We start from the raw sequence: 22,943 nt of genomic DNA on the forward strand, positions 1-22,943 counted from the left end.
CTTGCTCGTTGACCGGTTCCAAGCGATCCCCGCCGCCCGCCTAGGAGGCCTCGAGGATCTTCTTGCCCTTCTCGACCGCCTCCTCGATGGTACCGACCATGTAGAAGGCGTCCTCCGGCAGGCCGTCGTGCTTACCGTCCAGGATTTCCTGGAACCCGCGGATGTTGTCCTTAAGCGACACGTACCGCCCCGGGGTGCCGGTGAAGGCCTCGGCCACGTGGAAGGGCTGCGACAGGTACCGCTGCAGTTTGCGGGCCCGGGCCACGATCAGTTTGTCCTCTTCGGAAAGTTCCTCCATCCCGAGGATGGCGATAATATCTTGTAATTCCTTGTACCGCTGCAACACCTTCTGCACGCCGCGCGCCACCTGGTAGTGCTCCTGCCCGACGACGTTCGGGTCGAGAATACGCGACACCGAGTCGAGCGGGTCCACCGCCGGGTAGATGCCCAGCTCGGCGATCTGCCGGGACAGCACCACGGTGCCGTCCAGGTGGGCGAAGGTGTTCGCCGGGGCCGGGTCGGTCAGGTCGTCGGCGGGCACGTACACGGCCTGCACCGACGTGATCGAACCCTTGGTGGTGGAGGTGATCCGCTCCTGAAGCTGGCCCATTTCCGTCGCCAGGGTGGGCTGGTAACCCACGGCGGACGGCATGCGGCCCAACAGCGCGGAAACCTCGGTACCGGCCTGGGCGAAGCGGAAGATGTTGTCGATGAAGATCAGCACGTCGGCGCCTTCCTCATCGCGGAAGTACTCGGCCAGGCACAGGCCCGTCAGGCCCACCCGCAGGCGGCAGCCCGGGGGCTCGTTCATCTGGCCGAATACCATCATGGTCTTGTCCAACACGCCGGCCTCGGTCATTTCCAGCAGCAGTTCGTTACCCTCACGGGTCCGCTCACCCACGCCCGCAAACACCGAGATGCCGCCGTGCTGCTTGGCGATGTTGTTGATGAGCTCCATAACGATAACGGTCTTGCCCACGCCAGCACCGCCGAACATCCCGATCTTGCCGCCCTTCATGAAGGGCACCAGAAGATCGATCACCTTCAGGCCGGTTTCCAGCTGCTCCACCTTGGTCGACTGGTCGACCAGGGCCGGGGCCGGACGGTGAATCGGGTAATAGGTCTCGGCCTTGATGTCGCCCAATCCGTCGATCGGCATGCCCAGCACGTCGATCAGCCGGCCCAGGACGGGACGGCCCACCGGCACCTTGATCGGCGCGCCGGTGTCGACTACCTTGGCACCGCGGACCAGACCGTCAGTGGTGGACATGGCCACGGTGCGCACCACGTTGTTCCCCAGGTGCTGCGCCACTTCCAGCGTCAGGTTGAACTTGCGCCCGAACGCGTCCACCTTGTCGGTCTCGATTGTCAAGGCGTTGTAAATCTCGGGGACCTGGCCCGGCGGGAACCGGACGTCCACCACAACGCCGATGATTTGGACTACCTCACCTACATTCATTGCGTTCCCCGAACCTCCTCACGAACATTATTCGAGTGCCGCCGCACCGCCGACGATGTCCAGCAACTCCTTGGTGATGCCTTCCTGGCGCAGCCGGTTCATCTGGAGCGTCAGGCGATCGATCATTTCACCCGCGTTCTTGGTGGCCGCATCCATCGCCATCATGCGGGCACTCTGCTCGCTGGCCTTGGATTCGATTAAACCGTGGTATACACTGTTCTCAACATACCTGGGCAGCAAATAATCCAGGACGTCCGCGGCTGAGGGCTCGAAGATGTAGTCGACCGTCGCCTTTTTCGGGGCGGCGGCTTCCTCTCCCCCGGCCTTTTCCGCGGCTTCCTCCGCCGGCGGTTCCACCGGCAGGAGCTTCACCACGGTCGGCTGCTGGACCAACATGTTCACGAACTTGCTGTACACCATGTACACCGCGTCGTACTCGCCGGCGATGTACTTGTTGATCACAAACCGCGCGATCTGCTGGCCCTGCTCAAACCGGATGTTCTCGCCCAGGCCGATGAACTCCGCGTCCCGCTCCCAATCCCGGAAGCGGAAGAAGTTCCGGCACTTGCGGCCCACAGCCACCAGCTTGAATTCTTCCCACTTGCTCAGTTCCTTGACGGCGGTGCGCAGGATGTTTGAGTTGAAACCGCCGCATAATCCGCGGTCGGCGGTGATCACGATGTAGCACACCCTCTTCGGCTCACGTACCGTCAACAGGGGGTTCTGCACGTCACGGGCCGCGGAAGCCACCCGGCCCAGCACCTCGTGCAACTGCCGGGCGTAAGGCCGCGCGGCGACCACGGTCGCCTGGGCCCGGGCCATCTTAGCCGTGGCCACGGCCTTCATAGCCTTGCAGATCTTCTGGGTACTCTTTACGCTCTTAATGCGCCGCCGAAAGTCGCGTAGCGCAGGCATCCTAACACCTCACCTTCCGCGCCTAGCTTAGCCCGTGCTGCGTAACAAACATCTGTTTGAATTCTTCAACAGCGGCCTTCAGCTTGGACTCGTTTTCCGGGGTAATCTTCTGGTTGACCTTGATGTCCTCGCCAATCTCGGGCTTTTCGGTGCGCATGTACTTCAGGAACTCGATCTCGAAATCGCGTACCTTGTCGGCCGGAAGGCTGTCCAGGTAGCCGCGCACCCCGGTGTAGATGGACATGACCTGCTCCTCGAGCGGCATCGGGTTGTACTGGCCCTGCTTCAGGAGCTCGACCATGCGCTCGCCGCGGGTCAAACGCGCCCGGGTGGCCCGGTCGAGGTCGGAACCGAACTGGGCGAAGGCCGCAAGCTCACGGTACTGGGCCAGGTCGAGGCGGAGCTGGCCGGCCACCTGGCGCATCGCGGTCCGCTGGGCTTTGCCGCCCACACGCGACACCGAGAGACCCACGTTGATGGCCGGGCGCACGCCGGCGTAGAACAGGTCGGGCTCCAGGATGATCTGGCCGTCGGTGATGGAGATCACGTTCGTCGGAATGTAGGCCGACACGTCGCCCTGCTGGGTCTCAATGACCGGCAGCGCGGTCATGGAACCGCCGCCGATATTGGGGTGCAGCTTGGCGGCCCGTTCCAGGAGCCGTGAGTGCAGGTTGAACACGTCGCCCGGGTAGGCCTCGCGGCCGGGCGGGCGCCGCAGCAGGAGCGACAGCTCGCGGTAGGCGGCCGCCTGCTTGGAAAGGTCGTCATAAACGACCAGGACGTCCTTGCCGGCTTCCATGAATTCCTCACCCATCGCCGCGCCGGCGAAGGGGGCGATGTAAAGGAGCGGGGACGGGTCGGAAGCACCGGCCACGACCACGATAGTGTGATCCATGGCGCCCTCCTCGTGCAGCTTCTGGATCACGTTGGCCACGGTGGACGCTTTTTGGCCGATGGCCACGTAGATGCAGATACAATCCTGACCCTTCTGGTTGATGATGGTGTCCACCGCGATCGCCGTCTTGCCGGTCTGGCGGTCGCCCATGATCAGTTCGCGCTGCCCGCGGCCGATCGGGATCATCGCGTCCACGGCCTTGATGCCGGTTTGCAGCGGGGTGTCCACCGGGGACCGGAAGACCACGCCGTGGGCGATTTTTTCAATGGGACGGAACCTGTCGGTTTTGATGGGCCCCTTGCCGTCCAGCGGCTCGCCGACCGGGTTGACCACGCGCCCAATCAGCGCCTCGCCCACCGGCACCGAAGCAATACGGCCGGTCCGCTTGACCACGTCGCCTTCCTTGATGTGCAGGTAGGACCCCAGGATAACGCAACCGATGTTGTCCTCTTCCAGGTTGAGGGCCATTCCCAGGGTGCCTCCCGGAAACTCCAGCAACTCGGAATACATGCAATCTTCCAGTCCATACACCCGCGCCACGCCGTCACCGATCTGGATGACCGTACCAACGTCCGTTACTTCAACCTGTACTTCGTATTTTTCAATCTGTTGCCGGATGATGGAACTGATCTCTTCAGGCCTCAGATTCATACCCCTCTGTCACCCCTATCCAACTTTAGTTTCGCGGATGCTGTCCTTCAACCGCTCAAGCTGTCTCTTGATGCTGCCGTCGATAATGCGATCCCCCAAACGAACCACCAGGCCACCGATGATGTCGGGATCCACCTGGTAGCGAATCCGGAGCTCCTTGCCGGTCATCCGGGAAAGAACCTGCATGAGGTTGACCTTGTGCACCACCGAAAGTTCGAGGGCCGAGGTCACCTCCGCCTCGATGATATTGCGGGTTTCGTTGGCCAGGGCGATGAAATGGTCCGCAATGCCCTTCAGGTATACCTCCCGGCGGCGGTCCAGGACCAAACAGAGGAAATTGAGGGTGGTCCCGGAAAGCTCCTTCCCAAAGGCCTCCCTGACGATCTCCTTCTTCAGTTCGACCGGGACCTGGGGGTTATACAGCACCTGCTGCAGGTCACGAGACTCATCAAGCAACCGCATGAACCCGCGAAGTTCATTCTCGGTCTCCGCTATCCGGTTGTTGTCTCGTGCCACATCGAAAAGCGCCTGGGCGTAACGTGCGGCAACCGCTCCCTTAATCATTGCAGCTGCCCCACCTCTTTAATGGCGTTCTGTACCAGGTTGTGCTGCGCGTCGATGGTCAGGCCGTCCTTGACCACCTTGGCAGCCACCAGCACCGCCAGCGACGCCACTTCGTCCTTCAACTGGGCGATCGCCTTCTCCCTCTCACGTCCGATCTCGGCCAGGGCCTCTTCTTTCAGGCGCTGGGCCTCGGTACGGGCCTGCTCCATAATCGCCTGCGCCTGCTCATCGCTGGCCTTGGTGGCCCGGGCCACGATGGCCTTGGCCTCCTCGCGGGCTTTGGCCAGATCGGCCTCCAGCTGGCTGCGGAGTTCGGCCGCCGCAGCTTTTTGCTTCTCGGCCGCTTCAATCTCGTCGGCGATGTAGGCCTGCCGCTGCTCGATCACGTTCATCAGCGGCCGGTAGGCAAACAGGCGTAAGACCACAAGCATGAGGAGGAAGTGGAACATCTGCATAAATACTGTGGCATTAAAACTGAGATCTACCACCTACCTGTTCTCCTCCTTCCTTGGTGACATGAGAACATAAAGATAGGGTAGCAGGTTTTAGCGTCTGGAGGAGACTAAAACCTGCCAAGACCCTAATTGATTGAAACACATACGAACCTACAGCTGGCCCATCAGGATGAACGCAATAACGATACCGATAATGGGCAGCGACTCGATCAAACCGACGGAGATGAACATCAGGGTCATGATGTTGCCACGGGCCTCCGGCTGACGGGCAACCGCCTCGATCGCCTTCCCGCAAGCCATACCGTCACCGATCGCCGCACCGATCGCCGAAATGCCGGCCACGAAAGCCATACCGAGCGCAGCAGCAGCTTGTACCTCCATTAGTTTCCCTCCTTCCCGTTATTTCTGTTTGTGTCTTATGAGATTTTGCGGGTTTTCCCGCATTCGCCAACGACCCCACCTTGTTACTTCTTCAACTAGTGATCTTCACTCACCGCACTGCTTACAAAGGCAATGGTCAGCATTGTAAACACGAAAGCTTGGATCAACGAAATGAAAATGCAGAACAGCAACCAGAGCGTCCCCGCCAGGAAACCACCGGCCAGCCAACTCGTACCGCTGATGAGGGCCAGAAGCGACAGAATCATGATTTCCTTGCCCTTCATGTTGCCAAAAAGTCGGAAGGCCAGGGTTACCGGTTTGGCGATGTCCTCAATGATGGTGATCGGTAGGAAGATCGGGCTGGGGGAGACGTAATGCTTGAAATACTTCGCACCCTTGTACTTGATGCCCCAGATGTAGATCAGGGATACCGTGATCAACGCAAAGGCAAATGTGGTCTGAATGTCAGCCGTAGGTTTAACGTAGGTGGGAACCACACCCATCACGTTCATCACAGCGATGAAAAAGAAAAAGGTTACGACGATCGAAAACAGGCCGGCACCCTTCTTCGGGCTCATGCTCTGATTGATCAGGCCTCGGAGAAAATCGAACAGCATCTCGAAACAGACCTGCATCTTCCCCGGCCGGCGCATGTCGATACGCCGTACGGCCACCCAGGCGATTAAGAGACACACCGCCATGGCCACCCAGGTATGAAAGATCGTTTCCGCGTTCAGCTGGATCGGAAAGCCCATAAATTCCCCCAGGTCCCAGTGTTTTGGAATTCCCCAGATGTTCAGGTCGTGATGGATCTTTTCCAGCACCGTTTTTTCGCCATGTCCTGCATACTCCGCTGCCACCGCGCGCACTCACCTCCTTCCCGAACTAAATATTCAAACCTTCTTATCGGACACCGCCCGCAGATCCCGGATGCCCTCGCCCACACTGAGGACGGAAGGCGCCAAGAACCCGGCCAGCATACCAATAAGACTGAACCAACCCGTCTTGACGGCAAACAGGCACGCCAGCATAATGAGCCCCCAACGGCTGAAAAAACCCATCATCACGAAGGCGCCACCAGCGGCTTCGCCGTGGTTCAGCACAACCTTGACCATCTTGTCGATGCGCAGACCCAGGAAGAAAGTATTGATGGCGCCAACCACGAGACCTGCCACTAGGCCCCAGAGGAAGATATTCTGCCGGTCGAAAAAGACCGCGACCAGAGCCACGATCAAAAGCACCAGGGTTTTCTTGAGGGTTCTTTCCACGTGACTGTGGTATTCTTTCTCGTGCAAGGGCCACACTCCTCAGGGCCGGTCGTTCTTGCCGCCGGGCTCCTTGTTCGGAATGAAACGAGATACCGTGCGGTAGATTCCCATCGTGCCCGCTGCCAGTCCCAGGAGCAACCCCAGCAACAGCAACCACGGGCCGGTCCCCCACAACTCATCGAGATAACGCCCACCGAGGATACCCAGAACCAGACTGACAGCGAACTGGACAGCGATCGTGGAACCGAGCGCGAAGGCCCGCATACCTTTGGCGAAGCCACCCTTGTCCTGCACGTGGTATGCCTCCCTTGTTAACGCCAGTCCCATGCCCAAAACCAAAGTAAAGACCAGGCAGTTTGCTTCAGTACCTAGCCGTTTTCAATTCTTGCTCGATTTTTATACGCTATTACCTTTCTACGGAGATAAACGTATTCCTTCCGGGAGAGCAACTTTTTGTGACGTTTGGTTCAAAAAATTTTAACGTATTCGTCGGGCGGCGCCGCCAGCCCGAAGTAAGCCGCCAGGAACCCGACGGTACGCCGGGCGGCTTCGCCGTCCCCATATGGGTTCACTGCTTCGGCCATTTGCCGGTAGGCGTCGGAGTCGGATAAAAGCCGCGCCGTTTCCCGCCAAACGTTTTCCTCGTCCAGGCCCACCAGTTTGACGGTGCCCGCCTCCACGGCTTCGGGACGCTCAGTGGTGTCCCGCAGCACCAGGACCGGCTTGCCTAGGGCAGGCGCTTCTTCCTGCAGGCCCCCCGAGTCGGTGAGCACCAGGTGGGCGGCCTCCATCAACTTCACGAAGGGCAGGTAGGAGAGCGGCGGGGTGCGGAGCACCCGCTCGGTGCCGCCCAATTCGGCAGCCGCGTCCTGCACGGCCGGATTCAGGTGCACCGGAAACACGACCAAGGTATCGGGAAATTCCTGCAGGATCCGCCGCAGGGCCCGGTACACCCCGCGCAGCGGGGCGCCCAGGTTTTCGCGGCGGTGGGTGGTCACGAGAAGCAGCCGGTACGGGGCGAAGCGGGGCTCGCGGGCGGCCAGTGCGGCCAGGCGGGCCAGGCCTTTCCGGCCGGCCGGGGTGGCGGCTGGGCTGGCGGTCTCCACAAGGCTGATAAAATCGTAATCGCGGCGCACCGTCTCCAGGAGGGCATCAATCACGGTGTTGCCGGTGACGGCGATCCGCTCCGGGGACACGTTCTCGGCGAGGAGGTTCGCGCGGGCGCGTGCGGTGGGCGCAAAGTGCAGGTCGGCCAGCACTCCGGTCAGGTGCCGGTTCAACTCCTCGGGAAACGGGGAGAACTTGTTGCGGGTGCGCAGGCCGGCCTCCACGTGACCGACCGGGATCTGGAGGTAGTAGGCGGCGAGCGCGCCCACGAAGGTGGTGGTGGTGTCGCCGTGCACCAGGACGAAGTCGGGGGACTCGCGGCTAAACACCTCTTCCAGCCCGCGCAGCGCCCGCCCGGTGACGTCGAAAAGGGACTGGCCGGGGCGCATGATGTCCAGATCATGCGCCGGGACAATGCCGAACAGGTCGAGCACCTGGTCGAGCATCTCCCGGTGCTGGGCCGTGACCACCACCCGGGGTTCAAACCAGGGTGAGCGCTCCAGTTCCTTCACCACCGGGGCCATCTTGATGGCCTCCGGGCGGGTGCCGAAGACAACCAGCACCTTCCGGTCCTTCACGGCCCTCCACCTCCTCGAAAAAGGGGCCAGGCCCCTTTTTACCTTTTGACTTTTCCCGGGGCCCAAAAAGGGGCCTGGCCCCTTTTTTGCGCTACAGTTTCAGGAACGGGTGGGCGGCGCACAATTCGGCAACAATGGCTTTCGCCCGCGCCTGGACGGCCCCTTCTTCCGGATGATCCAGAGTCAGGCTGATCACCTCGGCGATCTGGACCATGCTGTCCTCCTTCATCCCGCGGGTGGTGACCGCCGGGGTGCCGATGCGGATGCCGCTGGTGACCCGGGGCGGCTGGGGATCGAACGGAACCATGTTCTTGTTCACGGTGACGTCCACCCGGTCCAGAAGGTCCTCGGCCACGGCGCCGGTGAGGCCCTTGTTCCGGAGGTCGACCAGGATCAGGTGGGTGTCGGTGCCGCCCGCCACCAGCTCAAAACCCCGCTCCTGCAGGGCTTGGGCTAAGGCGCGGGCGTTTTTCACGATTTGTTCCTGGTAGGTCTTGAACTCGGGGCGCTGAGCCTCGCCCAGGGCCACGGCCTTGGCCGCGATCACGTGCATCAGAGGGCCGCCCTGGATTCCCGGGAATACCGCCTTGTCAATGGCGGCGGCGTACTCCTCCGGGCACAGGATCATCCCGCCCCGCGGGCCGCGCAGGGTTTTGTGGGTCGTGGTGGTCACCACGTCGGCGTACGGCACCGGGGACATGTGCAGTCCGGCGGCGATCAGGCCGGCAATGTGCGCCATGTCGATCATCAAGAGCGCACCGACGTCATCCGCAATGGCACGCATCCGGGCGAAGTCCAGTTCGCGCGGGTAGGCGCTGGCCCCGCCGACGATCAGTTTCGGGCGGTGTTCGCGGGCGATGGCATGCATCCGGTCGTAGTCAATCCGGCCGGTTTCCTCCTCCACCCCGTAGGGCACGTACCGGAAGTACCGGCCCGAGAAATTGATCTTCGCGCCGTGGGTCAGGTGCCCCCCGTGGGCCAGACGCATCCCCATGATCGTGTCGCCCGGTTCGAGGAAGGCGAAATAGGCGGCCATGTTGGCCTGGGCCCCGGAGTGGGGCTGCACGTTCGCGTGCCCGGCGCCGAAGATTTCCTTCGCCCGCCTGATCGCCACACTCTCCACGATGTCCACGTACTCGCAGCCGCCGTAGTAGCGCGCGCCGGGATAGCCCTCGGCGTACTTGTTCGTCAGCACCGAACCCTGGGCTTCCAGGACGGCGCGGCTGACGAAGTTCTCGGAGGCGATCAGCTCAAGCTTGGCGCCTTGACGGGTGATCTCCAGCGCGATGGCCCGGGCGATTTCGGGGTCGGTTTCGGCCAGGGACCGGTTCCAGACCATACTAACTCCTCCTCGGGGCGTATTTTTCTTCAACGGCCGCGATCTTGCCGACCCGCCGAGCGTGCCGGCCGCCCTCGAATTCGGTTTGAAGCCAGACGGTCACGATATCGCGGGCCAAGCCCGGACCGACGACCCGCTCTCCGAGAGCGAGGACGTTCGCGTCGTTGTGGGCCCGCGAATGACGGGCCGAATAAGGGTCGTGGGCGACCGCCGCCCGGACCCCCGGCACTTTGTTGGCCACCATCGCCACCCCGATGCCCGTGCCGCATAACAGGATGGCCCGGTCCCACTCCCCCCGGGCTACGGCCTCGGCCACCGGCAGCACCACGTCCGGGTAGTCGACCGAGGCCTCGGAAAACGTCCCGCAATCTTGAACTTGAAAACCGCTATCCTTCAAACAGTCCAGTACTTCCTGCTTGAGTTTGAATCCGCCGTGGTCACAGGCAATGGCGATTCGCAAACATCAGAACTCCCTTCCGCTGATTCTCCGATCCGCTGATTGGTCCGGTTCCGAATCCCTAGGCAAATAAAGATAAACTTCGGAAGGTTTCTACATCGCTACGGAGATTCCTTCCGCCGGGCCACCATCAGCTTTCCCCGGCGGGCCCCGTTCGGGCGAACCGGGCCAGCGCCGCGGTCACCAGGGTCCGGAGGCGGGAGGCGCAATCCCGGTAAACGGCCAACGGACGGCCGATCGGGTCTTCCAGGTCGCCGCCCCACCCGGCGTAGTCAGCCAGGACATGCACCTTGTGACCGGAGTCCGACGCCAGCTGCAGAATCTGGTGGCGATGCATAGCGGTCATGGTCAGCACCAGGTCCGCCTCTTCAACGAGCGCGGTGCTGAGCAGGGCCGCCCGGTGCCCCTTCAGGTCGATCCCCGCTTCGGCCAGCGCCTCGACCGCCTCGGGTGTGGCCCGCGCGCCCGGCAGGGCGAACACCCCGGCCGAGCAGACGTCGATTGCCCCGCCGTACTGCCGGCGGATGATCTCCCGGGCCAGGGCTTCGGCCATCGGTGAGCGGCAGGTGTTGCCGCTGCAGACGAATAGAATCCGTTTTTTCAAGACAATTCACTCCCCCGCGCTCCGAACTAGAACAGCAGGCGCAGGCCAACCCCGATGAGCACCAGACCCCCCAGCAACTCGGCCCGGCGCCCGACCCAATCTTCCACCCGGTGCGCCAGGACGAAAGCGGCCGCCGACATCAAGCCGGCCACGAGGCCGATCACGCCCGCGGTCAGCAGTAGGGCGGCCCCGGCCGTGCCCAGCGTGAAGCCCACGCTCAGCGCGTCCATGCTCACGCTGCCCGCCAGAACGGTGAGGCCCAGGAACCCGGCCCTTTCAAGTTTCCCAGTGGCAGTCCGGCCCTCCGCCAGTGACTCCCGGACCATTTTCACACCCAGGTAAAACAGTATGGCGGCGCCCAGGTAGGCAGCCCAGCGGCCCACCAACCGGCCTGTGAACTCCCCGGCATACCAGCCGGCGACCGGCAGGACCACGTGCAGCGCCACGATCAAGCCGACCAGCATCCAGGCCATGCGCCGCCGGAAGCCGTTCAGCCCCAGCCCCAGGCACAGGGAGAAGGCGTCCGTGCCCAGCGCGCCCGCCAGCAAGAGCACCGTGCCGGCGGTCAAGACCCGGCCTCCACAACGACGATTTTCGCGGCCGCCTTGCGCAACCGGTTCATTACGGCCCGTCCCAGGCCTTCGGCCGCCAGGCCTTCGGCCAGAATCAGGTCGGCCCCCAAGGCGTCGCACTCACGTAGGGCGCTGTACAGCGCGGCGGCGGCGCTGCCGGGGTCGTTGCTTTTGCCGCAGGGGACGACCGGGCCGTCCGGATAGTAGGCGGCCGTGTCGGTCCGCGCCAGAACGGCCACGCGCTCCCCCGAGGCGCGCGCCGCGGCGGCCAACTCACGGATGCGGGCGGTCACCGCGGCCGGCGGCCCTTCCACCAGCACCAGCGGGGTCCGCGGCGCGTAGTGCCGGTATTTCATCCCGGGGGCCTGGGGCCGCCCGGGCGCTGCTTCCGGATGGTGAACGACCGCGCCCAGCACTGCGGCCAACTGCCTTCCGGTCACCCCGCCGGGACGCAGGATCACCGGCGGCGACACGGTCAGGTCGAGCACGGTGGACTCCACGCCGACCGGGACCGGGCCGCCGTCCAGGACGGCCTCGATCCGTCCGTCCAGGTCCTCCAGCACGTGCGCGGCCGTGGTCGGGCTGGGGCGGCCGGAGGTGTTGGCGCTGGGCGCTGCTACCGGCACGCCGGCCTCCCGGATCAGGGCTAGGGCCACCGGGTGAGCGGGCATCCGCACGGCCACCTTGTCCAGGCCGGCGGTGACCGCCGGGGACACTCTGTCGGAGCGCGGCAGCACCAGGGTAAGCGGGCCCGGCCAGAACAAGCCGATCAGCTTCTCCGCCGACGGCGGCAAGTCCCGCACCAGGCCGGAGATTTCGGCGCGTTCGCCAACATGAACGATCAGCGGGTTGTCGTCGGGCCGCCCCTTCACCGCAAAGACGCGTTTCACCGCCTGCCGGTCCAGGGCGTTGGCCCCGAGGCCGTAGACGGTCTCGGTCGGAAAGGCGACCAGGCCGCCCTCCCGGATCAGGGCGGCGGCGGCCGTAATCGTCCGGCGGTCGGGAAAGTCCGGATCAACCCGCCAGTGGATTGTCCGGCCCTCTCCTAGCGATTTCATCCTCGTCACCATCTATTTGTCACCGGTGGTAGTATACCACATATCCAACCCGAAAAAGGGGCCAGGCCCCTTTTTACTTTCCCTGACTTTCCCGAAGGGCGAAATTCCTTAATTATTTAAATTACTTAACTAAATCTGCATTACAAGCTTTTGCAGGCAATGACCACGCGCTCCCGTTCGGCCAAGTCCGTCAGGATTCTACTTTCCCAATCCGGACTCGGCACTATCGTCAGTGCGGCTCGGCCTTGCCCGGGTGCGATCTCAAAGAGAAGCGATCCGCCGGGGCGCAAAAACCGGTGCGCCTGCGGAACCAGCCTTCGGTAGAGGTCCAGCCCGTCCGGCCCGCCATCGAGGGCGAGACGCGGCTCGGCTCTTACCGCCCGGGGTAGGGTATCCATTTGGGCAGTCGGGATGTACGGCAGGTTGGCTATAATCAGATCAATCTGTCCGGCCAGTGCGGCCGGAATGGGTTCCATAAGGTCACCGAGGAGGAACTCAACGGCGACCCGGTGGCGACCGACGTTCAGCCGGGCTACGGTAAGGGCTGCTTCCGACAGGTCGGTAGCCAGTACGCGCGCCCCCCGGACGTAGCGAGCCAGGCTGACGGCGATGGCCCCGCTGCCTGTTCCGACGTCCACCACCAGGGAACCCTCCGGTCCACCGCTCATTAGACGGAGAGCCTCTTCGACGATCAGCTCGGTCTCGGGCCGTGGCACCAATACCTCGGGCGTAACCACAAAATCCAGGCCCATGAACTCCCGATGCCCGGTAAGATAAGCCACCGGCCGTCCCGCAAGCCGGTCCCGAACCATCTGCTCAAAACGGCCCCGTTCAGTTTCAGTCAGAGCGCGTTCAGGCTCCCGGTACAGGTCGACCCGGTCACACCCTAGAACTGCAGCCAGAAGCACGGCCGCATCCAGAGCCGGGGTTTCATTGTCACCGGCCCGAAGCGCCGTCCTCGCCCAAGCCAGCGCCTCTCCAACCGTAGAAAAGGGGTCCGACATTAATCTGCTCGCTCCACAATGGACACAGGAACTAGCGGTTATGTTTTCTTGGCCGACCTCTTGGCTTCAAGGTAGACTCCAACCCGAGTTCCCGTGCAGTCTTATTGCACCACGCCGGTTCTCCAAACGGCGACCGGCGAACGACACTTAACCGTATAGTCTCCAACTCCTTTGCCGTTAGGGGCTCATCCACATATGTTTTCCAGTTTGAGGGCAATTCTACCGGGGTGTGATCCACCAAGACCCGGCCACCCCGCACTCTTTCCCGATGGGAAGACCACGGCCACTCCTCCGCAAAATCGACTAGACCGGCCCGAACAGGATTACCTTCAACGTATCTCAGAACAGTCAGCAGATGATCATCATCCTGGATTACGAAGCTTTTGTACCGATCCTGCCATAGGTGTCCGCCGGTTTGGTGATGTTGGTGATAGCGACGAACGTGGGTAGTCATCAGCCAATGCATCCACTGGCTGAGATGAATCCCTTGGTCTGGTTGCAGCACCAAATGAAAATGGTTGGGCATAAGACAATAGGCCATCAGCCTGATCCCGGAGTACCGTTTCTTGGCTTCCATCATTAGTTCTACGAATACTTGGTAGTCTTGGGCCTTTTTAAACACCACTTGTTTGGCATTTCCTCTGTTGAGTATGTGGTATATAAAACCGTCCGCCAAACCTCTCACTGGTCTGGGCACAATGAAACCCCCTAACGAACAAACAGGCCGGCTTTTGACATTATTCCTTTTCTTTCTATCTTTTTCCTTTCCTGCAATCCTGTACAAGAAAATCAGCCCAAAAAACTGGCTCCCTTGGACGGGAGGGCCGTTTCATCTATGGACTCGAATCAGAAAAAGGGGCCTGGCCCCTTTTTTCGGGAAAGTCAGGGAAAGTAAAAAGGGGCCTGGCCCCTTTTTAGTCGAGGGTTTTGAGTTTTTCGGCCTGGTCGCTGGTGATCAGGGCGCTGACGAACTCGTGCAGGTCGCCTTGCAGCACTTCTTCCAGGCGGTAGAGGGTCAGGTTCAGGCGGTGGTCGGTCACCCGGTTCTGGGGAAAGTTGTAGGTCCGGATCCGCTCGCTCCTATCGCCCGTGCCGACCTGGGTCTTCCGGCTCGAAGCGATCCGCTCCTGCTGTTCCTGCTGGGCTTTGTCGAGAAGCCGCGCCCGGAGCACTTTCATCGCCTTGTCCCGGTTTTTGTGCTGCGACTTCTCGTCCTGGCAGCTGACCACGATCCCGCTCGGCAGGTGGGTGACCCGCACCGCCGACTGGGTGGTGTTCACCGACTGGCCCCCGGGGCCGGTGGAGCAAAACACGTCGATCCGCAGATCCTCCGGCCGGATCTCCACGTCCACTTCCTCGGCCTCCGGCAGTACGGCGACAGTGGCCGCCGAGGTGTGAATCCGCCCGCCCGATTCGGTGGCCGGCACCCGCTGCACCCGGTGGACGCCGCTCTCGAATTTCAACTCGCTGTACGCCCCCCGGCCCTCAAGCAGGACGATCGCTTCCTTGATCCCCCCGAGGTCGGTCTCGTTCACGTTCAGCATTTCGGCCCGCCAGCCCCGGCGCTCGGCGTAGCGCAGGTACATCCGCAGGAGGTCCCCCGCGAAAAGGGCGGCCTCCTCCCCGCCGGTGCCGGCCCGGATCTCGATGATTACGTTCTTCTCGTCGTTCGGGTCCTTCGGCAGCAAAAGGACGCGCAGGCGCCGCCTCAATTCGTCGGACCGCTCCCGCAGCACCTCGACCTCGCTCTCGGCCAACTCGCGCAACTCGGCGTCCTGCTCCTCCCGGAGCATCTGCCGCGCATCATCCATCTCGGCGGCCACCCGCTTATATTCCCGGTAGACGGCGACCACTTCGCCGATTTCAGCATGGCTCTTCACATAGCCCCGCCAACGCTCCTGGTCCTGAATCACCACCGGGTCGGAAATCAGTCTATTGAGTTCCTCGTATTTCGCTTCCAGATGGTCCAATTTCGCGAACATCTCTGTCTCCCTCTTCTCTCACCCGTACGGCCTCGAAAGCCGTCAAGGCCACTTCCACCTGGCTGTCGTCGGGCTCCCGCGTGGTCAGCCTCTGCACCGCCAGCCCCGGCGCCAGCACCAGCCTGGCCAGGGGGAACCGGGCGTACAGGGCCGTAAGCTTGATCAACTCGTAGGCCAGGCCGGCCACCACCGGCAGCAGCAGTATCCGGGAGGACACACGCCACCACAGGGGATCGGTGGCCAGGAAGCTGAATATGAATATCTTGAGCACGATGACCAGCAACAAGAAGCTGGTACCGCAGCGCGGGTGCAGGGGCGAGTACCGCTGCACCGCTTCGGGGCTCAGCTCGGACCCCGCTTCGTAGGCGTTGATGACCTTGTGTTCGGCTCCGTGGTACTGGAACACCCGCTTGATGTCGGGCATCAGGCCGACCCCCGCCACGTAAGCCACAAAAGCGCCGACCCGGAGTAGGCCCTCGATCACGTTCTGCCCAATCCGCCCCGCCACCAGCGGCGTCAACAGGTGGGCCAAGAACACGGGCAGGACGATGAAAAGCAGAATGGCCAATCCGAACGCCAGCCCGATGGTAAGCGCCATCTCCAGGGGGGAGATGGGTTTCTCCTCCTCGCCGGCCGCCTTGTTTGCCGAATAACTCAAAGCCCGGACGCCGATCACCAGGGATTCAACAAGCACCACCGTACCCCGGACAAACGGCCACTTCAGAAAAGGGTACCGGGTGGTGATCGTTTCCACCGCCCGGGTCTCCACCTCCACCGTATTGTCCGGACACCGGACGGCGACCGCCCAGGTGCGGGGCCCCCGCATCATCACACCCTCGATGACGGCCTGGCCCCCATAGTTGAAGGGTTTTTTCATTCCACATCTCTTCCCGTCAAGCAGATAGCAGAGCTTCGCTCTGCTATTCCGGCCCTGAAATGCTTTTTTGCTACCTACTTGCCAAGACCGTACTTGCGGCGGAACTTGTCGGCGCGGCCGCGGGTCTCCACCGTGCGCTGCATGCCGGTGTAAAAGGGGTGACACTTCGAGCAGATGTCCACGCGCATTTCCTTCTTGGTGGATCCAACCTCGAACTGGGCCCCGCACACACACACTATCCTGGCCTTCTGGTAGGCCGGGTGAAGCTTTTCCTTCATCGTCGTCACCTCTCTCTGATCCGGAACTGGAAAACCGTAATTCTAATGTTAACACATCGGCGCTCCCCGGTGCAAGAAAGGAAAAGCGCAAAAAGAAAAGGTGCGTAACCCCGCCCGAAAAAGGCTGGTGCCTACCGCCCCCCCCGGCTGGGAACCCCCAAAGCCTTCGGGCGCCTGGTCCCCTTCATTCCGCCGCGAAAATTCCCTCGTCAGTGACTTCCAGGCGGATCGGCCGCAGGCCCTCCCGGACCGGCCCCTTGAGGACCGCCCCGGTGGCAGCGTCAAAGACGGCTCCGTGAGCCTCGCAGTGTATTTCGCGCGTGGGTTCGTACCAGGAAAGAGGCTCTCCCTTGTGCGGGCAGCGCCGATGGTAGGCCTTGTATTCCCCCGGGGCGAGATGAATCAGCAAGGATTCCCGACCCCGATACACAAAACCGACCGCTTTGCCGACGGGCAGGCTCCCGTGGGAGACGATCCTGATCCTCTCCGTCACCGAGTCTTTGTTCCGGACAACAGATACAGATAAGGATTCCACAGGCCACTTGAATTCAATTTCCAGCTTTTTCTTATCGGGCTTGTCCTTGTATTCCAGCTCCACCTTGAACAAGGCAGGCAGCGGAACATCAAGCCCATTCAGGTCGAGGCGGCCTTTCTCTTCGATCTCCGCAGCCAAGGCTTTCAAGAACCGGGCCGCCTCCGACCGTGAAAGCGCCAAGTCTTTCCTGATCTTCACGTTCGACCTTCCCCCCGGTGCGGTTTTTTCTGTGGAAGGTACCAATTCTCGCCGGGGAGTGATATTCCTGCTTTTGGAATCCCGGCCCCCGCCGCTCGGCACCGGGCGCCGTGCCGTCGGCCGAGTCCGCTTTCGGCTGCTCAACAGCGGAGGTGTCGGTTTTGAAGCGCAGAAAGAACGGTGGACGCACCGGATAACGAAGCTACAGGAGTCCGGCGTACAGAAAGACGACCATCAGGCTCAGAAACATGAGGCTCCAGAGCACGCTGAATCCGGTCGGGAAACGGTGCCGGTTCTCATCGTACGGAACCCGGCCGCTCCAGCCCTCCTGGTCGAGTCTGCGGGCGGCCCGGTAGCTGGTGTTCCGCAAAAGGTCCACCCCAACCAGGAGCGGGTTTCGGACGTAGGGGGCGGCGATCCGGAAGAAGGCCGCGCCCCAGCCCTCCACGGTGCCCTTGACCCCGCGCAGGCCGTCGAGCGCGCGCCCAAGCAGGGCGGCGGCCGGTTTGCGGTAGAACCAGTCGAAATCAAGCGAAACGGTCGGCTCGGGGCCGAATCCGGCCCGGCACAGCCAGAAACCGGCGGCGGCGGCCAACAAGAGCTGCACGGTGGCCAGCACTTTCAGCACCGCGAACGGCTCGTAGGCCATCGGATACGGCAGTTGGGCGTACAAAAGGGCCGGGTACACGCCGAACAGGACACACAAGAGCGCCCCCCCGGCCATGGCCGCGTACATGTTCAGGGGCAGCTTCGCCGGCCGCAGGTTGTGGCGGTTCTCGCCGAAGAACATCAAGTACGGCAGCTTCAACCCGGTATGCAAAAAGGTGCCCACGCCGGCCAACTGCAGGAGCAAAGTCACCAGGGCCAGCCCGCTCGCCTCCGCCGAGTACACCACGAGGGACTTACTGATGAACCCGCTCAGAAGCGGCACCCCGGAGATGGAGAGACTACCGATCATGAACAGCACCACCACCGCGGGCATCGCCCGGGCGAGGCCCCCCAGTTCGGTAAGCTTGCTCTTCCCGGTGGCGTAGAGCACCGCGCCGGCCCCCATGAACAAGAGTGCCTTGTAAAGGATGTGACTGAAAGCGTGGGCCGTGGCGCCATTCAAGGCCAACTCGGTGCCGATGCCCACCGCAGCCACCATGTACCCCACCTGGCTGATGATGGAGTAGGCCAGCAGGCGCCGGGCGTCGTTTTCCAGGATGGCGTACACCGCCCCGTAAAGCGCCATGACCACGCCGGCCCAGATCAAGAGTTCGGTGCCCGGAAACACCCGGATCAGCACGCACACGGCGACCTTGGTCGTGAAGGCGCTCAAGAAAACGCTGCCGGTCACGGTGCCTTCGGGGTAGGCATCGGTCAGCCAGGCGTGCAGGGGTACAACGGCCGCGTTGATGGCCACCCCGGCGAGGATCAGCCAGAAGGCCGGGCCGCCGGTCCCCGTCAGGGAGACAACGTCCATGCTCCCCTGACTCATCAGCAGCAGAATCCCCCCGAGCAGCAGGTTGCCACCTAAAAAGTGCACCAGAAGGTACCGGAAACCGGCGGCCAGCGATTCCGGACGGCCGCGGAACCAGATCAGGAACACCGACGAGGCCGCCATCAGTTCCCAGCAGAAAAACAGGGTCAGCCAGTCGCCGGCGAAGACCACGCCTAGCGACCCGGCCGCATACAAAAGCGCCGCCGCGTGCTCGCCCCGCGTCTTCACGTGCAGGGCGTACACGGCCCCCAGGAGGGCCGTCGTCGCAAAAATGATCCCGAACACGCGGGCCAGGGCGTCCACGCGCAGCACCTGAAGTTCAAAGTCCAGGAACGGGAATGGCACGACCGTGCCGGGCTGGAGGCCCAACACCGCCAGCACGGCCAAGGCCGGCCCCCCCAGGAGGCCGACGTGCCGCCACCGGGCGGGCAGGACCAGGACCAGGAACGCCCCGGCCGCCAGAAATACTGAAGGATGCATCGTGAACATAACCGCGCTCACCTGTCGTAGTAGTCTTCGCCGCGCTGCACCAAGTGCTTGCCCAGCGCCTTGGACACCCACACCAGGACCAGACAGCCCAGGAAACCGAACAGGAGGTCAAAGCCGTAGAGTTCGTGCCACCAGAACTTCCCGCGTCCGTGCGCCCCCCGGAGCAGGAGGTCGGCCACAAAACTCAACGCCAGCGCCCCCACGAGGGCGATGAAAAGCCAACGTTTCACCACGTCACATTCCCCCTCCGGCCGGCCCCGGGCCGCCGCCGGTAACGGCCGCGGCCGCCATCTCTGCCAACGTGTAGAACTGCAGCCCGAGGTTCGGGAGCACTCCCAGTACCAGCGCCGCCGCCGCCGTGATCAGGAGCGGCACCAGCATGCTCGGCTTCGCCTCCCCGGACGTGCCCGCGCAAGCCGCCGCGTGCTCGGCGTGGGCGGCTGCGGACTGGGCGGCAGGCGCCGAACTCCTAACCGTTTGAACCTCATCTCCCGGCTGCCGGGCTGCTGCCACCGGTTCCCCGGCCGCCAGCGCCTCCCCGGCGGCGTGCGCCGCTACTTCCCTAGCGCGCCCGAAATAAGCGCGGTACACGATCGGAAAGAAGTAGGCGGCATTTAAAAGTGCGCTCCCGATCAACACAGCGATGAACACCGGTTGCCCGGCCTGGATCGAACCCACGCCCAGGTTCCACTTGCTGATGAACCCGACCAAAAGCGGCATGCCGGTGATGGCCAGCGCGGCGGCCGCGAAGGCGCCCATGGTGTACGGCATCCGCCGGCCCAGTCCGTCCAGCTCCCGGATGTATTCCTTGTGCGTGGTGGCGTAGATCGCCCCCGCGCAGAAGAACAAGGTGATCTTCATGAAGGCGTGGGCCACGATGTGGAACATCGCCCCCAAAATCGCCGCCGGCGTGGCCAAAGCGGCGCCCAGCACCACGTACGACAGCTGACTGACGGTTGAGTACGCCAGCCGCCGCTTCAGGTGGTCCTCGGACAAGGCCCGCAGCGAGGCGAAGATGATCGTCGCCGCCGCGAACCAAGCCAGAATCACGCCCACGCCCAACTCACCCATGAGTTCCGGTCCGAACACGAAGCCGGTCACCCGCACCACGGCGAAGGCGCCCGCCTTGACCACCGCCACGGCGTGCAAAAGCGCGCTCACCGGCGTGGGTGCCACCATCGCCGTCGGCAGCCAGCCGTGCAACGGGAGGACGGCCGCCTTCACGCCCACCCCGACCATGAACAGCACGAACAGCACCTGCAGGGCCCCCACGGAGGCGCCGGACGCCGCCAAAAATCCGCCCGGGGTGAACGCGGCGCCGGGGACCAGGTAGTGGGCCCAGGCCACGGCGATGAGGAGCACTTGCCCCGCCAGGAGCAGGTACACCATATACTCCCGGCCCCCGGACACCGCTTCCGCATTCCGCCGGTGGATGACCAGCGGGTAAGTAGCGATGGTCAGGATTTCGTAGAAGATGAAGAACGTCAAAAGGTTTCCGGACATGGCGATGCCCACCGCGGCCGAGAGGCACACGGCGAAGCTGGCGAAGTACCCGGTCTCGTGACCGTATTTCAGACTCCGCATGTAGCCGATGGAGTACACCGAAGTGACGATCCACAGGCCGGAAGCGAGCAGGGCGAACAACAGTCCGAAGGCGTCGACCCGGAAGTGCAGGGCGATGCCCTTGGCGATGTGCAGGGGGGCAGTCTCCACGACCGCCCCGCCGAGGACCGCCGGCAACATGGATAGGACGACGACGAACTTGACCACCGCCGCAGCCATGGTCACGGTCTCGCGCAGGTCCGGACGCCGGTCGCAGAACAGGATCAATCCGGCGGCGGCCAGGGAGACGAGCACGGCCACAAGGGGCGCATTGGAGAACACAACTTCAGCCGGCATCTAAGGCAACCTCCACGGAAGCGCATATTGGATCACGTTGCTGATGATCTGCTCGTTGAAAAGGCCCAGGACCACCACGCCGATGCCGAGCACCAGGATCGGCACCAGCATGCTCGCCGGAAGCTCCAGCCTGAACCGGCGCGCGCCGGGCGGGACCGGCCGTTCGGCCCGCGCCCCCGGCTGCGGTAAGCCTTTCAGGTAGGCGTTCTCAATCACGCGGAAGAAATAGACCGCGGTCAAGAGGCTGCTCACGACGAGCACCGCGACAAACACCCAGGCTCCCGCCTCCAGACACCCCAGGACCAGGTACCACTTGCTGAAGAACCCGAGCGTGGGCGGCAGCCCGATCATAGACAGCGCGGCGGCCACAAAGGCCCCCATGGTGAGCGGCATTTTTTTGGCTATGCCCACAAAGTCGGACACCCGCCGTACGCCGGTTTCCCAGCTGACGCCCCCGGCAATGAAAAAGAGCCCGCCCTTCACGAGCGCGTGGCTCAGGACGTGTAGGAGCGCGCCGTACAACGCCAAAACGTTGCCCACCGCCAGCCCGAGGACGATGTACCCCACCTGGGCCACGCTGGAGTAAGCCAGCATCCGCCACAAATCGCGCTGGGCGATGGCCATGATCGAACCGAAGAGAATCCCGGCGGCCGCCATCCACCCGAGCACCTGCAGGGTCGGGGAAACCGGTCCGGCGGCCTCGGTCACGAAGTACAAGATCCGGTACAGGGCGTAGGCGCTCACCTTGGTCATCACAGCGGCCATAAAGGCCAGCACCGGGGCCGGCGTGTAGCTGTAGGCGTCCGGCAGCCAGCCGTGGAGCGGGAAAAGCGCCATCTTGATCCCCAGGCCAGCCACAATGAAGACCAGGGCCAGAATGACCACCGGTGAATCCATAAGCGGCGGCAACAGTACCGCCAGGTCAGCCATGTTCAGGGAACCGGTCATTGCGTATAGGTAGCCGACCCCCAGGAGATAGAAGCAGGCGGCGGCCGTGCCGATGATCAGGTACCGCAGAGCGGCCACGATCGACCGGCGCCCCCCGAAGGCGATCAGGGCGTACGCCGCCAAGGAAGAGATCTCCAGGAACACGTACAGGTTGAAGAGGTCGCCGGTGGCGCACATGCCCAGCAGGCCGGCCTTGGCGAGCAGGAAGAGGGCGTAAAAGCTCCCCTGCTCCCGCGGCGTCCGGCCCTGCAGGTACGGGCCGGCATACACCAGGGCGGCCAGGCCGAAGAAAGCCACCAGGACAATCAGGCCACCTGCCAGAGGATCGATGACAAGCTCAATGCCCCAGGGCGGAGGCCAGCCGGACACGTAATAGCGCCATGGTTCCCCCCGGACCAACGTTTCGGCCAGCGCGACGGCCCCGGAGGCCAACACGGCCAGCGCCGCCGCCAGGACGAAGCCCCGGGTGAACGGAACCGACAGCCGGACCAGCAGGCGGGCCGCCATAGCCACGAACAGGGGGATGATAACGATGAGGATCGGGAGGTGTGCGGTCATTTGCGCATCCTCCTGAGCACCTCCGGCTCCTCCAGGCTGCCGTAGCAGCGGTACACCTGGATCACCAGGGCCATGGCCACGCCAATCACCGCCAGGCTGACCACGATCGCGGTGAGCATCAGGGCGTGCGGCAGCGGATTGACGTAGACGTCGACGGCGCCAGCCTTCGCCCCCGGGAACAGCACGGCCAGCGTGGCCCCGGATTTTTGCGCTACATTTAGAAAGAACAGAATCACGGCCACCTGCATCACGTTCAAAGCCATAATCTTTTTCAGCAGGTTTTCCTTGACCATGATCCCGTAGAGGCCGATCAGAAAGAGAACCCCGATCAGCCACCAGCTCATGTAGCTGGCGAGATAGTCAAGCAGATGGTAGTACTGGCCCAACAT

26 protein-coding genes are annotated in these 22,943 nt (G+C 63.1%); all 26 read right to left on the bottom strand.

The window, feature by feature from the left end; genetic code table 11:
- Positions 1-40 precede the first annotated feature (40 nt).
- The 26 genes from atpD to DAUD_RS10965 all read right to left on the bottom strand — a co-directional run bounded on the left by atpD (position 41) and on the right by DAUD_RS10965 (position 22,943).
- Complete coding sequence (atpD, locus tag DAUD_RS10840) at positions 41-1,459, bottom strand: F0F1 ATP synthase subunit beta (protein WP_012303199.1); 1,419 nt, start codon at positions 1,457-1,459, stop codon at positions 41-43.
- Between the two features lie 27 nt (positions 1,460-1,486).
- Positions 1,487-2,374, bottom strand: coding sequence for an ATP synthase F1 subunit gamma (gene atpG / locus DAUD_RS10845; protein ID WP_012303200.1), 888 nt, complete (start codon positions 2,372-2,374; stop codon positions 1,487-1,489).
- 22 nt (positions 2,375-2,396) lie between these two features.
- A complete protein-coding gene (gene atpA, locus DAUD_RS10850) occupies positions 2,397-3,920 on the bottom strand; it encodes a F0F1 ATP synthase subunit alpha (RefSeq protein WP_012303201.1) in 1,524 nt (507 codons plus the stop codon).
- Between the two features lie 15 nt (positions 3,921-3,935).
- Positions 3,936-4,484, bottom strand: a complete 549-nt coding sequence (locus tag DAUD_RS10855) for a F0F1 ATP synthase subunit delta (protein WP_012303202.1) — start codon at positions 4,482-4,484, stop codon at positions 3,936-3,938.
- Positions 4,481-4,972: a F0F1 ATP synthase subunit B gene (atpF, locus tag DAUD_RS10860; protein WP_012303203.1), complete on the bottom strand. Its 492-nt coding sequence runs from the start codon at positions 4,970-4,972 to the stop codon at positions 4,481-4,483. Before atpF ends, DAUD_RS10855 begins: the two co-directional genes overlap by 4 nt.
- A gap of 117 nt (positions 4,973-5,089) precedes the next feature.
- Positions 5,090-5,320: a F0F1 ATP synthase subunit C gene (gene atpE / locus DAUD_RS10865; RefSeq protein ID WP_012303204.1), complete on the bottom strand. Its 231-nt coding sequence runs from the start codon at positions 5,318-5,320 to the stop codon at positions 5,090-5,092.
- 95 nt (positions 5,321-5,415) lie between these two features.
- A complete protein-coding gene (gene atpB, locus DAUD_RS10870) occupies positions 5,416-6,189 on the bottom strand; it encodes a F0F1 ATP synthase subunit A (protein WP_012303205.1) in 774 nt (257 codons plus the stop codon).
- 24 nt (positions 6,190-6,213) lie between these two features.
- Positions 6,214-6,615, bottom strand: coding sequence for an ATP synthase subunit I (locus DAUD_RS10875; RefSeq protein WP_012303206.1), 402 nt, complete (start codon positions 6,613-6,615; stop codon positions 6,214-6,216).
- Positions 6,616-6,627: 12 nt separating this feature from the next.
- Positions 6,628-6,882, bottom strand: coding sequence for an AtpZ/AtpI family protein (locus DAUD_RS10880; RefSeq protein ID WP_041570966.1), 255 nt, complete (start codon positions 6,880-6,882; stop codon positions 6,628-6,630).
- 173 nt (positions 6,883-7,055) lie between these two features.
- On the bottom strand, positions 7,056-8,273 hold the full coding sequence (gene wecB / locus DAUD_RS10885; protein ID WP_041570967.1) for a non-hydrolyzing UDP-N-acetylglucosamine 2-epimerase: 1,218 nt from the start codon (positions 8,271-8,273) through the stop codon (positions 7,056-7,058).
- Positions 8,274-8,364: 91 nt separating this feature from the next.
- Positions 8,365-9,612 carry a serine hydroxymethyltransferase gene (locus DAUD_RS10890; RefSeq protein WP_012303209.1) on the bottom strand — a complete coding sequence of 416 codons (1,248 nt, stop codon included), beginning with the start codon at positions 9,610-9,612 and terminating at the stop codon, positions 8,365-8,367.
- Position 9,613: 1 nt separating this feature from the next.
- Positions 9,614-10,072 carry a ribose 5-phosphate isomerase B gene (rpiB, locus tag DAUD_RS10895; protein ID WP_012303210.1) on the bottom strand — a complete coding sequence of 153 codons (459 nt, stop codon included), beginning with the start codon at positions 10,070-10,072 and terminating at the stop codon, positions 9,614-9,616.
- 127 nt (positions 10,073-10,199) lie between these two features.
- A complete protein-coding gene (locus tag DAUD_RS10900; RefSeq protein WP_012303211.1) occupies positions 10,200-10,673 on the bottom strand; it encodes a low molecular weight protein arginine phosphatase in 474 nt (157 codons plus the stop codon).
- Positions 10,674-10,699: 26 nt separating this feature from the next.
- Entirely contained in the window at positions 10,700-11,242 is a 543-nt protein-coding gene (locus DAUD_RS10905; RefSeq protein WP_012303212.1) for a manganese efflux pump MntP, read from the bottom strand.
- Positions 11,239-12,303 carry an L-threonylcarbamoyladenylate synthase gene (locus DAUD_RS10910; protein ID WP_041571419.1) on the bottom strand — a complete coding sequence of 355 codons (1,065 nt, stop codon included), beginning with the start codon at positions 12,301-12,303 and terminating at the stop codon, positions 11,239-11,241. The genes DAUD_RS10905 and DAUD_RS10910 overlap by 4 nt, the downstream gene beginning before the upstream one ends.
- 140 nt (positions 12,304-12,443) lie before the next feature.
- Positions 12,444-13,307 (bottom strand): peptide chain release factor N(5)-glutamine methyltransferase, encoded by an 864-nt coding sequence (gene prmC, locus DAUD_RS10915; protein ID WP_012303214.1) that lies wholly within the window; start codon positions 13,305-13,307, stop codon positions 12,444-12,446.
- A gap of 31 nt (positions 13,308-13,338) precedes the next feature.
- Entirely contained in the window at positions 13,339-14,004 is a 666-nt protein-coding gene (locus tag DAUD_RS13175; protein ID WP_012303215.1) for a transposase, read from the bottom strand.
- Positions 14,005-14,221: 217 nt separating this feature from the next.
- The gene (prfA, locus tag DAUD_RS10925) at positions 14,222-15,289 is read right to left on the bottom strand and encodes a peptide chain release factor 1 (RefSeq protein ID WP_012303216.1); all 1,068 of its coding nucleotides are present in this window, start codon (positions 15,287-15,289) and stop codon (positions 14,222-14,224) included.
- Entirely contained in the window at positions 15,240-16,166 is a 927-nt protein-coding gene (locus DAUD_RS10930; RefSeq protein ID WP_012303217.1) for a DUF1385 domain-containing protein, read from the bottom strand. Before DAUD_RS10930 ends, prfA begins: the two co-directional genes overlap by 50 nt.
- A gap of 74 nt (positions 16,167-16,240) precedes the next feature.
- Positions 16,241-16,444 (bottom strand): 50S ribosomal protein L31, encoded by a 204-nt coding sequence (gene rpmE / locus DAUD_RS10935; protein WP_012303218.1) that lies wholly within the window; start codon positions 16,442-16,444, stop codon positions 16,241-16,243.
- 184 nt (positions 16,445-16,628) lie between these two features.
- A complete protein-coding gene (locus DAUD_RS11765; RefSeq protein ID WP_012303219.1) occupies positions 16,629-17,177 on the bottom strand; it encodes an amphi-Trp domain-containing protein in 549 nt (182 codons plus the stop codon).
- Positions 17,178-17,379: 202 nt separating this feature from the next.
- Positions 17,380-19,149 (bottom strand): Na(+)/H(+) antiporter subunit D, encoded by a 1,770-nt coding sequence (locus DAUD_RS10945; protein WP_012303220.1) that lies wholly within the window; start codon positions 19,147-19,149, stop codon positions 17,380-17,382.
- Positions 19,150-19,157: 8 nt separating this feature from the next.
- Entirely contained in the window at positions 19,158-19,382 is a 225-nt protein-coding gene (locus DAUD_RS10950) for a hypothetical protein (RefSeq protein ID WP_012303221.1), read from the bottom strand.
- 1 nt (position 19,383) lies between these two features.
- On the bottom strand, positions 19,384-21,048 hold the full coding sequence (locus tag DAUD_RS10955) for a proton-conducting transporter transmembrane domain-containing protein (RefSeq protein WP_012303222.1): 1,665 nt from the start codon (positions 21,046-21,048) through the stop codon (positions 19,384-19,386).
- On the bottom strand, positions 21,049-22,554 hold the full coding sequence (locus DAUD_RS10960) for a complex I subunit 5 family protein (protein ID WP_012303223.1): 1,506 nt from the start codon (positions 22,552-22,554) through the stop codon (positions 21,049-21,051). It abuts the gene before it with no gap.
- Positions 22,551-22,943 (bottom strand): sodium:proton antiporter, encoded by a 393-nt coding sequence (locus tag DAUD_RS10965; RefSeq protein WP_012303224.1) that lies wholly within the window; start codon positions 22,941-22,943, stop codon positions 22,551-22,553. The genes DAUD_RS10960 and DAUD_RS10965 overlap by 4 nt, the downstream gene beginning before the upstream one ends.

Origin of the sequence: Candidatus Desulforudis audaxviator MP104C (assembly GCF_000018425.1) — a bacterium.
GTDB classification, from domain to species: domain Bacteria; phylum Bacillota; class Desulfotomaculia; order Desulfotomaculales; family Desulforudaceae; genus Desulforudis; species Desulforudis audaxviator.